Origin of the sequence: Methylobacterium sp. 37f (assembly GCF_023093475.1) — a bacterium.
Classification (GTDB): domain Bacteria; phylum Pseudomonadota; class Alphaproteobacteria; order Rhizobiales; family Beijerinckiaceae; genus Methylobacterium.
Genome location: NZ_JAGHKN010000011.1, coordinates 39,396 through 54,131, shown reverse-complemented (window position 1 = coordinate 54,131; position 14,736 = coordinate 39,396). Strand labels below are relative to the sequence as shown.

Genomic DNA, 14,736 nt, shown 5'->3' with positions numbered 1-14,736 from the left:
GCGCCAGCCGGGCAAAGTCCTTACAGATCCTGGCGCCAGCCGGGCGTATCGCGGGCGCAGACTTCCGCAGGGGAGGGCGGTCAATCCGCTCCCCCGCAAAGCCTCGCCCCCGGCCTGTCCAATCCTAGAACTTGCCGATCATCGCCGGCGGCGCGGCGGGGGCCGCCTCGGCGTTCTCCTGATAGATCGGCACGGTGGCACGCAGCCATGCGCGCGTCTCCAGGCCGCGGTAGTTCCGCTCGACGACCTCGCGGGTGACGTAGGCCTGCAGGTTCACCGGTCCGAAATTGTAGCCGACGAGACCGCCCACGGCGAACTGGCCCTGGCGGGCATAGCCGGGATTGCGCGTCGGCAGGTCGGTGGCGCCGAACGCCACCGGCCCGACCTCCCACTTGCCGAACTTCTTCGTCGCCGTGAGATCGAGGTTGAGGAAGTCGGGGTAGTACGCCCCCGTGCGCGATGTGGTGTCGAAATAGGTGCCGTAGAGGAAGTTCGCCGTCAGGTTCCAGCCGTCGCCGTTGTAGGTGATCGCGAAGCGTTGGTGCAGGACCGGGTTCTGAATCACGATCTTGGTCTGGCTCGGAAGATAGGCGCCGAGCAGGTAGCTGAAGTTGAGGTTGCTCCCGAGCTTCCACGCCACCTGCGCGGCCAGGAGGGTCTGGCCGAAGCCGCTCTGGTAGGGTGCGCCACCGGTGCTCGAGACGGCGATCGGCTGGAGTACGATCAACTGCAGCCGTCCGCCCGCCACTTCGGCCGGCGTCGCCCAGACGAAGGAGGGCAGGTTGATGTTTGAATCGGTCGATCGGGGCGCGATGTCACGTACGCCGAAGCTCGACGTGTCGATGAAGTAGAGGCCGACCGGCAGTGGCGCGCCGGGGGCCTGCCCGACGGTCTGGCCCGGCTCGGCCGCCGACGCGGCCCGCGCCTGACGGTTGGACGAATCCAGCGCGAGACCCAGAAGTGCGAGACTCACAGCGGCGAGACCTGCCGGCACCAAGCGGAGGCCCAAGGTTGAGCCGTCCCGGATCGATGGCGATCCGGTCGTCCGAGATGACGTCATGGCTCTGCTCCCGGGCCGCACTGAAACGACGGCCCGCCGGGATGAAACTGGTCGGTTCTTCGTGCTCCGCCACCATCCTGGGTTAGGCGGAGTCCCTATTGCGAAACACCGTCACCCTGCCGCCACAGCACGCCTTGAGGCCAGCACGCTGTCGGGGGCCTCGTGTCTTACGGGCAAGCCGCCCCGCCCGGCAGCACGACCGGGGCGCCCGTCACCGAGCGGACCGGCCAGGTGGTCACCTGTGAGAAGGTCAGGTCGTTCAGGGCCGGGAACAGGTTGAAGATCGGCACGTAGCGGTAGGTCATCTCCGCCATCATGTAGCGCGCGTTGACACGCGCCTCGGAGGGCGGCGGTTCGCCCAGGATGGCATTGGCGACCCGCTTGGTCGCCTTGTCGGCGGCGCTGGAGCACACCCTTGCCTCGTAGGACTTGTTGGCGAGCTGGTAGACGCCCGCCGCCGTCAGGATGATGCCGGACCCGCTGGCGTCCGAGGGATACATGACCGCGCGGCCCGCCGCGTAGACGTCGGTGACGCTGGTCAGGCTGCCCCGCGAGATCAGGTCGGCCATCGAGCGGGTGGCGCGCACCAGGCGCTGCTTGGTGGCGTAGGCCCGCGGCAGCTCGATCGTTCCGATGAAGATCACGATCATCACGGGGGCGACCAGGGCGAATTCCACCGCGCTCACCCCGGCCCGGTCGCCCGCAAGCCGGCGAATCTGCCGGCGAATTCGCCGGCCACCCCGCCGGCACAGCCTCAACACGTTCCCACCGGATAGGGCTCGGCGCGGAAGACCGTGGTCGCGGTGATCATCTGGGCGGTGGCCGAGACCGGCAGCGCCACGATTCCCGTGAAGCCGAAGAAGCGCGGGATCACCACGGCCGCACGGATCGTCACGATGTCGCTGCCTTGCGGACAGGTGAAGCGCGTGCCGAAGGTCGACGACGCGGTCCCGGTCGTGGAATCGTAGGGCGAGGCGGCCGCATTGGCGCTGAAGGTCGACGCGGTCGTCATCTCGACCTTCAGCTTGGTGCAGTCGAACAGCACCGGGCCCCGGCACATCTCCGCCACGAGGCGGTCGACCGGAGGCTTGGTGCCGGCCGCGTCCTGGTACACGCCGGTGAAGACCGCGCGGCCGCCCCGATCGAGGGCGTCGTCGAGGAGCTGCTGAGCCAGGATCAGCATGCCGGCTTCGATGATCGCGCCGAGCAGAAGCAGGAACGGCACCGCCACCATTCCGAACTCGATGGCGGCCCCGCCGCGCGTGTCGCGGGCCAGTCGGCGCAGGGCCGGGGCCACGGGCGGCATCGCCGGCCTGACGCCTGCGAGAATGAGGCGCCCCGTCATCGGGAGATCCGCAATTCGCTGATCTGGGCCGCGATGGCCTTGAAGGCGGCGCTGAGGTCGGAGGCGTTCTGGACGTCGTAGAACTTGTCGCTGCCCGAGGCGCAGTTCTTCAGAATGTCGCTGGTGCCTTCCGAGACCTCGACCCGCACCGTGAAGAGCGCGATCCCGGCGCTTTTCATATTGCCGCACAGCGTCGACAGCCGATTGTCGATGGCGATGCGCCGGGTGTTCAGATCGTCCGAGGTCGTGCCGATGCGGTTCTGCCAGATGTAGCCGATGCCCGAATAAAACGAGTTGTTCGAGTTGCTGGGGCGGATCTGAGATTGGTTCTGCCCGTCCGTCATCAGCACCACGAACTTGCGCGTGGTCCTGTCGGTATAGGCCGCCCCCTCGGCGAAAGGACCGAGCGGCGACAGCACGTGCCAGCCCCAGATCAGACCGATCGGGATGTTGGTGTCGCCCCGGACGGTCAATGCGTCGATGGCGTTGTTGAGAGTCGGTTGCGAAGTCGTCAGGTGGGTGATGGGCTGCAACTCGCAACCGGAATTCGGACCGTAGAGATAATTCGCGGCGACGCTGTCGATGCGGCCGGTTCGCTGCGGGCTGGACCTGTACTTGTTTACCTGGCCCTGGCGGGTGCGTGCGCTGCCCCAGAAGACGCCGTCCGACAGGTAATTGTTCAGCATTTGGTTTTCAGAAATTTCCGTATCCGCCTCGTCCGGAGCGAAGTAGGGCACGAACAGCGTGTCCGGCGTGCCTGCGCTCGGGGGTGTTTCCTGCACGTCGTAGGGCATTGGCCGACCCTCGACGCAGCCGCCCCAGGTGACGCCCATCTGCCGGAACAGGGTCAGGCGGTTGGCGGCGGAATTGAAGATCTGTCCGTGGACCGAGGACCGGGCGTCGGTGTCGATCCATGAGGCGGTAGTGTTCGACGGGCCGACATTGACCGTCATCGAGAAGGGGACGATCCCGATCCGCAGGGCATTCGGCTTCGAGGGGTCTACGGCCTTGAACAGCGTCGAGACGAGATCCTTGGCGGCCGACTTCAGGTTGGTGAGCTTGGCGCCCTCCATCGACCCGGTATTGTCCAGCACGAGGGCGATTTCGAGGTTGTCCGAGGCCCGGCGGCCCGTGCTCGAGACCGAGATCGGCATGCCGGTGAGGCCGATGAGACGCGTCAGGCTGGTCGGGGTGCTGCCGCTCGCCGTCACGGTGATGTCGTCGCCGTTGCGGGTGGTCCGGACCAGCAGACCGTCGATCGGGGTCTTCAGCAGGGCGGCGCGCACCTGCGCGTCGGCCTTGCTCGACAGGTCGCCATCGGTGGTGGTGATCGGCAGCTTGGCCAGGGACAGCACGGTGGCGTCGGTCACCCCCTGTGCCGATTGCCGCGCCATCGACTTGACGCCGTAATCGATGACCGTGCCGGCGAACAGAAGCAGGGGGATCGCCCCCAGGGCGAAGATCAGCGCAACGACGCCCTGTCCGTCATTGCGGAACCGTCGAAAGATATCGCAGCGCATTCGTCGCCCGAGCTGAAGCTTGAGCTGACGAATGCCAACGAAGATTTACGATTCACTTAAGACAGACGCCGAGGTTTGGTCGTGTCGACGCGCTCGAACAACCGAAGTCGTGATCATGTCTTTTTCATCGATTGTTTAGGAGCGATGGCGGACGTCTGTCCCGAAGCCGAAGAAGGGCGTTCGAGAACGCACCTTCTTCCTCCGATCTCTCAGTCCGAGCGATTGGCCGTGCCGCCGAGATGGAACACCCGGTGCGGGACCAGCTCGCCGCGCTCGACATCGCCGACCGCCACCAGGATGCCGCCGCAGGTGGCGAAGGCCTTCCCCTCGACCGGGGCGTCGCGCCCGCGCAGGATCACCGGCTGGCCTCGCATCAGGCGCAAAGCCATGTCGCGGGAGACCGGCACCGAGGGCACCGCGTCCAGGGCGGTTTCGACCGGGTGGAGCGAGCCGGCATTGCCGTCCGGTCCCGCTTCTTCCAAGGCCGCCACCTGGCAGGCATCGGCCTCCGTGAAGGGACCGACGCGGGTACGGCGCAGGGCCGAGACATGGCCGTAGCAGCCGAGCAGACGCCCGAGGTCGCGGGCGAGTGCCCGCACATAGGTGCCCTTGCCGCAGGCGGCCTCGATCACCGTCCGCTCGGGGCTGTGCTCGACCACCGCGAGATGGTCGATCTGGACCGGGCGCGCCACCAGCACCACCTCCTCGCCGTCGCGGGCGAGATCGTAGGCGCGCTCGCCCGCGATCTTGATCGCCGAGTAGCGCGGCGGCACCTGCTCGATGGCGCCGACGAAGGTCGGCAGAGCGGCCTCGACGGCCTCCCGGGTCGGCCGCGCCTCGCTGGTGGCGACCGGACGACCCTCGGCGTCGTCAGTGTCGGTCTCGATGCCCCAGGTGACGGTGAAGACGTAGGCCTTGCGCCCGTCCATCACGAACGGCACCGTCTTGGTCGCCTCGCCGAGGGCGATCGGCAGGATGCCGGAGGCAAGGGGATCGAGGGTGCCGGCATGTCCCGCCTTCTTGGCGTTGAAGGCGCGCTTCACCACCGCGACGGCATGGGTCGAGGTCATGCCCACGCCCTTGTCGAGGATGACCCAGCCATTGACGTCCCGGCGCTTCGGCCGATCCGGGCGCGGCGCACCACGCGGCGGGCGACGGCCCTCGGCGGCCACGGGTCGGTCCGCCGGATTTGGCGGGGGAGAGCCCTCGGGTCGCTCGATGGTCGGTTCGTTGATCATGAAATCCTCGGTCACTGATCACAGGGGCCGGGCGGCACGCGCTGCGCCGTCATCCGTCCCGTTCAAGTCTTGAGTCGGGGTCTTCCGCCGCCTTGGGCCGGAGAACCTGCAGGGTGCGGGTCGGGTTCGTGCCGGCGGCGCTCTCGCGGGCCGAAACCGCCTCAGTCCGCTTTGGGGTCCGACGGATCGGCCTCTTCGCCCGGCGCCTGCGATTCGAGATCGCGCCGTACCTTATCAGTCCGCAGCAGGGCGTCGATCCGGTCCGCTTCGTCGAAGGTCTCGTCGCGGAGGAAGCGCAGGTCGGGCGCATATTTCAGGTTCACCCGGCGGGCGACCTCCTGGCGCAGCGCCTTCTTGTTGCGGTCCAGGGCGGCCAGCACCGGGGCTTCGTCGAGGCCGCCCAGCGGCATGATGTACGCGGTGGCGAGCTTGAGGTCCGGCGACATCCGTACCTCCGGCACCGTGATGACATGCGCGCTTAGCACCGCGTCCTGGATGTCTCCGCGCTGGAGCACCTCGGCGATCGCGTGGCGGATCAGCTCGGCGACGCGCTGCTGGCGCTGCGAGGGTCCGGTGGGGGTCTGTTTCTGGGCCATGAAGAATTCTGATCGTCTTGTCGTCGAAGCGGTTCGACACCGGCCGGCGCGGTCACGCTCATCCGAGCGTTGCTGAAACGGAACATCGATGCGCCGCCGCGCGGCCAGGGCCTGAGCGGGTCGAAACGAAGCGGACGCCGAAGGCGCACTTCTTAACGCAAATCGGCGCCCGGGAGATAGGCCTGTCATGCAGGTTTCCCCGTCGCGGCCGATAGGTCGTCGACGGGGCCTGCTTTTCGGAGGCCGAAACGCGAAACGGGGCCGCGACCTCGTCGCGACCCCGCTGGTATACCGAAGCGGCATCGCCGCTCAGAGCGTGCGCCGGATCTCCTCCACCCGGTAGCACTCGATGGTGTCGCCGGCGCGCATATCCTGGAAGTTCTCGAAGGACATACCGCACTCGTAACCGGCGGTGACTTCCTTCGCGTCGTCCTTCAGGCGCTTCAATTGGGCCAGCTTGCCCTCGTGGATCACCACGCTGTCGCGGATCAGGCGGACATGCGCACCGCGCTGAACCACGCCGTCGAGAATGCGGCAACCGGCGATCTTGCCGACCTTCGACACGTCGAAGATCTGCAGGATCTGAGCCTCGCCGAGACGCTCCTCGCGGAGCGTCGGCGGCAGCATGCCCGACAGGGTCGCTTTGATGTCATCCACGAGGTCGTAGATGATGTTGTAGTAACGGATCTCGACGCCCTTGTTCTCGGCCGACTCGCGCGCTTCCTTGTGGGCTCGCACGTTGAAGCCGATGACGACGGCCTTCGAGGCTTCCGCCAGGGTGATGTCCGACTCCGTGATCCCACCGACGCCAGCGAGCAGGATCCGCGCCGACACCTCGTCGTTGCCGAGCTTTTCCAGGGCGCCGTTGATGGCCTCGACCGAGCCCTGCACGTCTCCCTTGACGACCAGCGCCAGTTCCTTGCGGCCGGCGCCTTCCTTCAGGTCGCGCATCATGTCGACCAGCGAACGGTTTGCACCGCCGGTACGGGCAGCGATCCGCTCACGCTTCTGACGGGCGCGGTACTCGGTGACCTCACGGGCACGGGCCTCGTTCGGTACGACCACGACGCGGTCACCCGCATCGGGGGTGCCGTTGAAGCCGAGCACTTCCACCGGAACCGAGGGACCGGCGTAGGGGACGTTCTCGCCCTTGTCGTCGATCAGAGCGCGCACGCGGCCCCACTCCGCGCCAGCGACCACGATGTCGCCAGTGAACAGGGTGCCGCGCTGGACCAGGACCGTCGCCACCGGGCCACGACCGCGATCGAGCTTGGCCTCGATGACCGTACCCTCACCGTCGCGCGTCTCGTTGGCGCGCAGGTTCATGATCTCGGCCTGGAGTTGCAGGCCCTCGAGAAGCTCCGGCAGACCGTCGCCGGTCTTGGCAGACACCTCGAATTCAAGGGTCTCGCCGCCCATCGACTCGACCTGGATGTCGTGCTGGAGCAACTCGGTTCGGACCCGCTGGGGGTTCGCCTCGGGCTTGTCGATCTTGTTGATCGCCACGATCAGCGGAACGCCGGCCGCCTTGGCGTGAGAGATCGCCTCCACGGTCTGGGGCATGACGCCATCATCGGCCGCCACCACGAGCACGACGATGTCCGTCACCTTGGCGCCACGGGCGCGCATGGAGGTGAAGGCCGCGTGGCCGGGCGTGTCGATGAAGGTCACCATGTCGCCGCTGGGGGCTGCGACCTGATAGGCGCCGATATGCTGCGTGATGCCGCCCGCTTCACCGGAGACCACGGTGGTCTTTCGGATCGCGTCGAGCAGCGAGGTCTTGCCGTGATCGACGTGACCCATGATGGTCACGACCGGAGGACGCGGATCGAGATCCTCCTCCAGTTCGGGCTCATCGCTGAACAAGCCTTCCTCGACGTCCGACTCCGCCACGCGGCGCACGGTGTGCCCGAGCTCTTCGGCAATCAGCTGGGCTGAATCCGAGTCGATCACATCGGTGATCTTGTGGATTTCACCCTGCTTCATCAGAAGGCGAATAACGTCCACAGCCCGCTCCGACATGCGGTTGGCGAGTTCCTGGATCGTGATCGTCTCCGGGATCGTCACCTCGCGAGAAAGCTTCTCTTTCTGCTCCACATGCCGGTTGCCGCTCATGCGCTGCTGGCGGCGGCGGAACGAGGCGACCGAACGCGTGCGCTCGTCCTCACCCGACGTGGCGGTGGCGATTGTGAGGCGGCCACGATTCCGATCGCCGCCCGGCTGCTTCGGGGTCTTGGGCGGCGTGATGATCTTAAGCGGCATGCCGGGGCGGCGGATCACGCGCTTCTGCTCGCTCTCCTCCTCAGCAGCCTGCGGCCGCCCAGCCGTACGGGCTGGTGTTGCGCCGCCGGCGGGACGTACCGCAGTCGCCGTCGTCGGAGTAGTCGGCTCGGGCTCCGGTGCTGGAGCAGGGCGAGCCATGAAGTTCAAATCGCGCGGCTTGCGCACGTCGGCCGTGATGGTCTTGCGCGGCTCAGACGTGGCCGGGCGCGCCGTCAGCGGCGGGCGTGCTGCCGGACGGGCTGCCGCAGGCGTGGGTGCTGCCGGACGGGCAGGTGCCGCAGCAGAAGCGGCTTGCTCGGGTGCAGCCGCCGCCACAGGAGGCGCCGAACGAACGATCGTCGGGGCCGCCGGCATCGGCGCCGTCTTGGAAACGGTGGGAGCAGCGGCAGGCGTGCTCTGGGCCTTAGCAGCCTCCTGAGCAGCAGCCTCGGCGGCGCGGCGCGCTTCCTCGGCTGCAGCCTGGCGCTCCTCGTCTTCCTTACGGCGGCGAGCCTCATCTTCGCGCTTGCGAGCCTCGGCTGCCTCACGCTCCCGCTGCTCGGCAGCTTCGCGCTCGCGCTGCGCCGCAGCTTCGGCCTCGGCACGCTTCTGGGCCTCGGCCTCCCGACGCTTGGCGTCAGCAAGGGCAGCAGCACGCGCGTTGCTCTCCTGCTCGCTCAAGGTCCGCAGCACCACGCCGTTCGCAGAGCGTTGCGCCTGACGGGGAGCGGCGGGCGGCGGAGGCGGTGCCACGCGCGTTGCCGGTGCCACCGGCGTCGTCTCGCGCGCCGGTGCAGCCGGCGCCGCGCCGATGACACGGCGCTTCACCGTCTCAACCACGACCTGCTTGGTGCGGCCATGGGAGAAGCTCTGACGCACCGTTCCCTGCTCGATCGGGCGCTTCAAGGACAGCGGCTTCGAAGGGGGTCTCGCCTGCGTCTTGTCGCCCGGATTGTTCGTATCGCTCATTCAGTCCAAACCCTGAGGGTTTCCATCGTCCCGTGAACCGGCAAACTGATGTGCGCCGGGTAAATCCGTGATCTCAGTCGTGCAGATCGGAAACGGTCTGCCCATCGCGGGCGGGACCAGCCTCCTCGGCCGTCGTCGCCAAACCCTCGAAAGAGCGGAGCCGACGCCAACGCGCAAGGCAGCCGGAACCTCCGACTCCTGCGACGAGAGCCGCGTGTATCACATGATCCCGACCCAAGGCCATGTCCAATTCTTCGTTGGACAGGTCATCAATGACGGGAATGCCCGATATGGCACTGCCATGCCGCCTGTGCAATGCCGCGACGATCTTCCGACGACCATCGGCGCTCCCGTCGGAGGCCTGGATCACCGCTGAAACTCCGGCCTTGTCGCCAATGGCCGATTCGACCTTGGCGAAGCCTGCGACCACGCATCCCGCCTTATTCGCCAACGACAGCGATTGGCGCAGATCCGCTCGCAGCACTTCGGCGACTCGATCTGCCAGATCGGGCGCCGCTGCGGCATCCTTGGTCTTGAAGGCGCGTTGAAAGGCGCGGCGCTTCACGGCCTCATTCACGACAGACCGGGTGGGTGTCAGCCACGCGCCGCGCCCCGGCAGGCGCGCTCGCAGATCCGGCACGACGCTCCCGTCCGGCCCGAGGACAAAGCGGATCAGACTGCTCGGCGCCTGCGCAACACGCGTGACGAGGCATGTCCGCAGAGCATTGGCCCGACCACGCCCGACGCCCGCATCGAGCAGCGCGCTCGAATCGGCCTCGGTTTCGATGTCATCTCCATCTGCGTGTTGACCCATCATGCGGTGCGCACGTCTCCCCATCGTCACAACACATCCCCGCGACCGTCGATCGCGGGGATGACCAAATCCGAAGGGTCAGGCCGATGCCTGCTCCTCTTGATCCGTCTCGGGTGCCTCACCGTCCGACTCGGTGGGAGCTTCGATCCAGCCCACACGGACACGCGCGGCCATCACCATCGCCTCAGCTTCGGCTCGCGAAACCTCGAAGCCGTCGAGGTAGCCCGCATGCCGCTTGGCCTCGGGGCCGCGCCCTTCGGTGTAGCCGACGAGATCGTCGGTGGCGCAGCCCGCCAGATCCTCGATCGTCTTCACGTCGTTCTCGCCGAGGGCCACCAGCATCGGGGTGGTGATGCCGTCAATCTCGCGCAGTTCGTCCTGGACTCCGAGTTCCTGGCGCTTGGCATCGAACTCTGATTCGACCCGGGCGAGATGATCCTGGGCGCGGGCCTGGATCTCGGTGCCACTCTCCTCATCAAGGCCTTGGATGTTAGCGAGTTCGCCCGGCTCGACGTAGGCGATTTCCTCCACGTTGCGGAATCCCTCCGCAGCCAGGAGCTGGCCCACGGTCTCGTCGACATCGAGAGCTTCCATGAACACGGCAGTCCGCTCGGCGAATTCCTTCTGCCGACGCTCGGATTCTTCAGCCTCGGTCAGGATGTCGATGTCCCAGCCGGTGAGCTGCGAGGCGAGGCGCACGTTCTGGCCGCGACGACCGATGGCCAGCGAGAGCTGGTCGTCCGGTACCACCACCTCGATTCGGTCGGCCTCCTCGTCGAGCACGACCTTCACGACTTCCGCCGGCTGCAAGGCGTTAACGATGAAGGTCGCCTGATCCTCGGACCACGGGATGATGTCGATCTTCTCGCCCTGAAGCTCGCCGACCACCGCCTGGACGCGGGAGCCGCGCATACCGACACAGGCGCCGACCGGATCGATCGACCCGTCGCGTGAGATCACCGCGATCTTGGCGCGCGAGCCCGGATCGCGGGCGACCGCCTTCACCTCGACGATGCCGTCGTAGATCTCCGGCACTTCCTGGCCGAACAGCTTGGCCATGAACTGCGGGTGCGAGCGCGACAGGAAGATCTGCGGCCCGCGCACTTCGCGGCGGACGTCGAACAGGTAGGAGCGGATGCGGTCGCCTGGGCGGAAGGTCTCGCGCGGAATCATCTCGTCGCGCCGGACGATACCCTCGCCGCGGCCGAGATCGACGATGACGTTGCCGTACTCGACCCGCTTCACGAGCCCGTTCACGACCTCGCCGATCCGGTCCTTGTACTCATCGAACTGCCGGTCGCGTTCGGCGTCGCGCACTTTCTGGACGATGACCTGCTTGGCCGACTGGGCGGCGACCCGGCCGAAGTCGAACGGCGGCAGGGTGTCGGAGATGACGTCGCCGACGAGGGCGCCGGGGTTGTAGCGGCGGGCCTGGTCCAGGGTCACTTCACGGGCGTCGTTCTCGACCTGGTCCACCACCACGAGGTGGCGCGACAAGCGCAGAGCGCCGGTCTTGGGGTCGATCTCGGCATGCACGTCCGTTTCGGCGCCATAGCGGGAGCGGGCCGCCTTCGCGATGGCTTCCTCCATCGCATCGATGACGATGGAACGGTCGATCACTTTCTCGCGGGCAACCGCTTCGGCGATCTGCAGGAGTTCGAGCCTGTTGGCGCTGACGACGGCCATCGGTTTTCGTCCTTCTCTTCGTCGGATGTCGTTCACGTCCGTGGCCCCGGGCCGGCTTGCGGCTGCGCGGGGACGGATGACAAAACTAGTGCAGCTTGCCGTCGTCCTTCACCCGCACCGCCTTGGTGCGGACGGGCTTCGCCTTGTTCCGGGCCTTGATGGCGAGACTTTCCTCGGTCTCGACTTTCACGGGCTTCGGCCTCTGCGACGCCTTGGGCTTCAAGGGACGGGAAACGTTCTTCTTCGGCGGGGCGGGAGCGGGTTCGGCCTCGGCTTCGAAAGCAGCTTCGTCCGCGTCAGCATCGTCATCCTCGTCCTCAAGGACCGGCGGGCCGCCCCGTCGAAGGGATTCGCGGACAAGCTCGTCGGTGAGCACCAGGTAGGCGTCGCCGAGGTCGCGCAGCGGCAGGTCGATGCGGCTGGGAAGGCCCTCTTTCACGTCGGGCAGATCGATCGGCACGGTGACCCCGTCGGGGTTCGGTGCACCGATGATGCCCCGGAAGCGCTTGCGACCGTCCATCGGCACGGCGAGTTCGATCTTGGCTTCGTAGCCGGCCCATCGGGCGAAATCGACGGCCCGCACCAGGGGCCGGTCGATCCCCGGCGAGGAGACCTCCAGGTAATAGGCCTTGCCCACAGGGTCGTCGAGGTCGAGGAGCGGCGAGATCGCCCGGCTCACCGCCTCGCAATCGTCCACCGTCATGGTGCCATCCGGCCGCTCTGCCATGATCTGCACCGTGCAGCCATTGGCGCTCGACACCTTCACCCGGACAACCCGGTAGCCCAGACCCTGGATCGAGGCCTCGATGACCTGCACCACCCGCGCGGCCACGCCCGTCTCGGTGATGAGGCGTTTTTCGGTGAGGTCGCTGTTGAAGTTGTCCGCCATGCTGCGCTTGAAGTCCGGCCTTGTCCGAGGCGTTCCGGCGCGGGCGACGTTGCGGCAATAAAAAAGAGCGGACCCGGTGGGGCCCACTCCCGAACCGCAGTCTCACAACTGCAACCAGAACTGATGATGTCAAAGTAGGCTGGTTTACCGCATTTTTCAAGCGATTTCGATCAAGGGGTTTCGGCAGTTTGTCGCTCTGGTATCCTGCGGCGGACTGGGTGAAAGCCGCAGCGCAGGAATCACTCGATGCCCCACGATCCACGCTTCGGCCCCGACCCAGACGTGCTTCACCCCGTGCCGGGACACCCACGGATCACCTTCATCCGCAACCTAGACCTGCCGCCCAATATCGAAGTCGGCGCCTACACCTATTACGACGACCCTGAAGGCCCACAGGCCTTTCTCGACAACATCCTCTATCATTTCGCCTTCCTGGGCGATCGGCTGAGCATCGGACGGTTCTGCGCTATCGCGGCAGGTACCCACTTCCTCATGAATGGCGGAAATCACCGCCTGGTGGCACCCTCGACCTATCCCTTTCTGATCTTCGGGGGGACATGGGCCGGCCGCTTCCAGGAAGAGGCCACCTTTCCAAGTCGTGGAGATACAGTGGTCGGCCATGACGTTTGGCTCGGCTACGATTGCACCCTCTTGCCGGGCGTCACCATCGGGAACGGTGCTGTCGTAGCGGCAAAATCCGTCGTCACCCGCGATGTGCCGCCTTATGCCATTGTCGCTGGCAATCCGGCCACCCTCGTGCGGATGCGTGTGCCTCCAGAGGTCGCTGAACGTCTGCAAGCTCTGGCGTGGTGGGATTGGGATGCGGCACGGATCACGCGGTGCTTGCCGGCCATCAGCGGTGGGGATGTGGCAGCGTTGGAAGCCAGCGCCTGAATTCCAGATCACCTCCAAATGACGGTACAAATCCCAGCTTGGAATTCGGAATTCTATTCAAATTTAAGGTCCTCGCTTCCTGCGCGTTGAAGCATTTTGGCTGCCAGAATACATTCCCAGAACGTATTCGGTGAATCGTTCGAAAGCAAATCCCTGCGTCGGCTAACGAAAAACGCCGCCCCTCGGGGGGACGGCGTGTTCGGATCGCAGAGTTAGCCGATCGAGCTGATTTCAGGGGCCGTCCGGGTCAGGCAGCCGCTTGCGCCCGCTTCAACAGCTTCCGGTTCACCAGCATCTCGGCGATCTGCACGGTGTTGAGCGCCGCGCCCTTGCGCAGATTGTCGGAGACGCACCAGAAGGCGAGCCCGTTCTCAACCGTGGCGTCCTCGCGGATGCGGGAGACGTAGGTGGCATCCTCGCCGGCGGCCTCGTGCGGGGTCATGTAGCCGCCGGGCTCGCGCTTATCGACCACCATGATGCCCGGAGCCGAGCGCAGGATCGCGGTGGCCTGCTCGGCCGTGATCGGGCGCTCGAATTCGACGTTCACTGCCTCGGCATGGCCGATGAACACCGGCACCCGCACGGCGGTGGCGGTCAGCTTGATCTTGGGATCGAGCATCTTCTTGGTCTCGGCGACCATCTTCCACTCTTCCTTCGTGTAGCCGTCCTCCATGAACACATCGATGTGCGGGATGACGTTGAAGGCGATGCGCTTGGGGAACTTCTCCGCCTTGATCTCGCCGGCGGTGAAGACCGAGCGGGTCTGCTGGAAGAGCTCGTCCATGGCGTCCTTGCCGGCGCCGGAGACCGACTGGTAGGTCGCCACCACCACGCGCTTGATCGTCGCCGCGTCATGCAAAGGCTTGAGGGCGACCACGAGCTGCGCCGTGGAGCAGTTCGGATTGGCGATGATGTTGAGCTTGGAGAAGCCGTTGATGGCGTCCGGGTTCACCTCGGGCACGATCAGCGGCACGTCCTGATGGTAGCGGAAGGCCGACGAGTTATCGATGACCACGCAGCCGGTCTGGCCGATGCGCGGCGACCACTCCTTGGAGGTCTCGCCGCCGGCCGACATCAGGCAGATATCGGTATCGGAGAAATCGTAGGTATCGAGAGCCTTCACCTTCAGAATCTTGTCGCCGAAGGACACCTCCTGGCCGGCCGAGCGGCGCGACGCGATCGCCACCACCTCGTCCGCCGGAAAGGCGCGCTCGGACAGGATGTCCAGCATCTCGCGGCCCACATTGCCCGTGGCACCCACGACGGCGACCTTGTAACCCATTGCTCAAACACTCCGCTCTTGCGTGCACCGAGGACCAAGGCGCCGCTCACCCCTCTGGCGAGCCGCCGCGGCCGGGTTCGGCACCGATGTTCAGCCTCCCTGCCGCGCACCGGACCATCGCCGATGGCCGGCGGCCTGCCGGCCTCGGAGGTGCGCGAGCCCGAATCGACCCGCTGATGCG

The 14,736-nt window shown here is 66.4% G+C and carries 12 protein-coding genes; 1 reads left to right on the top strand and 11 read right to left on the bottom strand.

All coding sequences use genetic code 11. The features are described 5' to 3' along the window. Positions 1-124: 124 nt before the first annotated feature. The 10 genes from J7U37_RS09695 to rimP all read right to left on the bottom strand — a co-directional run bounded on the left by J7U37_RS09695 (position 125) and on the right by rimP (position 12,379). A complete protein-coding gene (locus J7U37_RS09695; protein ID WP_247635583.1) occupies positions 125-1,009 on the bottom strand; it encodes a transporter in 885 nt (294 codons plus the stop codon). Between the two features lie 218 nt (positions 1,010-1,227). Continuing rightward, positions 1,228-1,737, bottom strand: coding sequence for a TadE/TadG family type IV pilus assembly protein (locus tag J7U37_RS09690; protein ID WP_247635582.1), 510 nt, complete (start codon positions 1,735-1,737; stop codon positions 1,228-1,230). A 77-nt stretch (positions 1,738-1,814) separates the two neighbouring features. Then, positions 1,815-2,405 (bottom strand): TadE/TadG family type IV pilus assembly protein, encoded by a 591-nt coding sequence (locus J7U37_RS09685; protein ID WP_247635581.1) that lies wholly within the window; start codon positions 2,403-2,405, stop codon positions 1,815-1,817. Next, a complete protein-coding gene (locus tag J7U37_RS09680; RefSeq protein ID WP_247635580.1) occupies positions 2,402-3,925 on the bottom strand; it encodes a pilus assembly protein in 1,524 nt (507 codons plus the stop codon). The genes J7U37_RS09685 and J7U37_RS09680 overlap by 4 nt, the downstream gene beginning before the upstream one ends. A gap of 209 nt (positions 3,926-4,134) precedes the next feature. Continuing rightward, on the bottom strand, positions 4,135-5,163 hold the full coding sequence (gene truB, locus J7U37_RS09675) for a tRNA pseudouridine(55) synthase TruB (RefSeq protein ID WP_247635579.1): 1,029 nt from the start codon (positions 5,161-5,163) through the stop codon (positions 4,135-4,137). 161 nt (positions 5,164-5,324) lie between these two features. Beyond that, positions 5,325-5,759 carry a 30S ribosome-binding factor RbfA gene (gene rbfA / locus J7U37_RS09670; protein WP_056484291.1) on the bottom strand — a complete coding sequence of 145 codons (435 nt, stop codon included), beginning with the start codon at positions 5,757-5,759 and terminating at the stop codon, positions 5,325-5,327. A gap of 309 nt (positions 5,760-6,068) precedes the next feature. Then, positions 6,069-8,990 (bottom strand): translation initiation factor IF-2, encoded by a 2,922-nt coding sequence (gene infB, locus J7U37_RS09665; RefSeq protein ID WP_247635578.1) that lies wholly within the window; start codon positions 8,988-8,990, stop codon positions 6,069-6,071. 73 nt (positions 8,991-9,063) lie between these two features. Beyond that, positions 9,064-9,807: an RNA-binding protein gene (locus J7U37_RS09660; RefSeq protein ID WP_247635577.1), complete on the bottom strand. Its 744-nt coding sequence runs from the start codon at positions 9,805-9,807 to the stop codon at positions 9,064-9,066. Between the two features lie 75 nt (positions 9,808-9,882). Then, positions 9,883-11,490 carry a transcription termination factor NusA gene (gene nusA / locus J7U37_RS09655; protein WP_056179705.1) on the bottom strand — a complete coding sequence of 536 codons (1,608 nt, stop codon included), beginning with the start codon at positions 11,488-11,490 and terminating at the stop codon, positions 9,883-9,885. An 85-nt stretch (positions 11,491-11,575) separates the two neighbouring features. Then, positions 11,576-12,379 carry a ribosome maturation factor RimP gene (gene rimP / locus J7U37_RS09650; RefSeq protein ID WP_247635576.1) on the bottom strand — a complete coding sequence of 268 codons (804 nt, stop codon included), beginning with the start codon at positions 12,377-12,379 and terminating at the stop codon, positions 11,576-11,578. Between the two features lie 246 nt (positions 12,380-12,625). Between rimP and J7U37_RS09645 the strand changes: the two genes are divergently transcribed. Continuing rightward, on the top strand, positions 12,626-13,273 hold the full coding sequence (locus J7U37_RS09645; protein WP_247635575.1) for a CatB-related O-acetyltransferase: 648 nt from the start codon (positions 12,626-12,628) through the stop codon (positions 13,271-13,273). 247 nt (positions 13,274-13,520) lie between these two features. Here J7U37_RS09645 and J7U37_RS09640 read toward each other — a convergent pair whose 3' ends face one another. After that, the gene (locus J7U37_RS09640) at positions 13,521-14,555 is read right to left on the bottom strand and encodes an aspartate-semialdehyde dehydrogenase (protein ID WP_056179713.1); all 1,035 of its coding nucleotides are present in this window, start codon (positions 14,553-14,555) and stop codon (positions 13,521-13,523) included. Positions 14,556-14,736: the final 181 nt, after the last annotated feature.

Coding starts and splice junctions, on each gene's coding strand:
- J7U37_RS09685 (WP_247635581.1), bottom strand. CDS start 2,405: ATGACGGGGCGCCTCATTCTCGCAGGCGTCAGGCCGGCGATGCCGCCC.
- J7U37_RS09680 (WP_247635580.1), bottom strand. CDS start 3,925: ATGCGCTGCGATATCTTTCGACGGTTCCGCAATGACGGACAGGGCGTC.
- truB (WP_247635579.1), bottom strand. CDS start 5,163: ATGATCAACGAACCGACCATCGAGCGACCCGAGGGCTCTCCCCCGCCA.
- rbfA (WP_056484291.1), bottom strand. CDS start 5,759: ATGGCCCAGAAACAGACCCCCACCGGACCCTCGCAGCGCCAGCAGCGC.
- infB (WP_247635578.1), bottom strand. CDS start 8,990: ATGAGCGATACGAACAATCCGGGCGACAAGACGCAGGCGAGACCCCCT.
- J7U37_RS09660 (WP_247635577.1), bottom strand. CDS start 9,807: ATGATGGGTCAACACGCAGATGGAGATGACATCGAAACCGAGGCCGAT.
- nusA (WP_056179705.1), bottom strand. CDS start 11,490: ATGGCCGTCGTCAGCGCCAACAGGCTCGAACTCCTGCAGATCGCCGAA.
- rimP (WP_247635576.1), bottom strand. CDS start 12,379: ATGGCGGACAACTTCAACAGCGACCTCACCGAAAAACGCCTCATCACC.
- J7U37_RS09645 (WP_247635575.1), top strand. CDS start 12,626: ATGCCCCACGATCCACGCTTCGGCCCCGACCCAGACGTGCTTCACCCC.
- J7U37_RS09640 (WP_056179713.1), bottom strand. CDS start 14,555: ATGGGTTACAAGGTCGCCGTCGTGGGTGCCACGGGCAATGTGGGCCGC.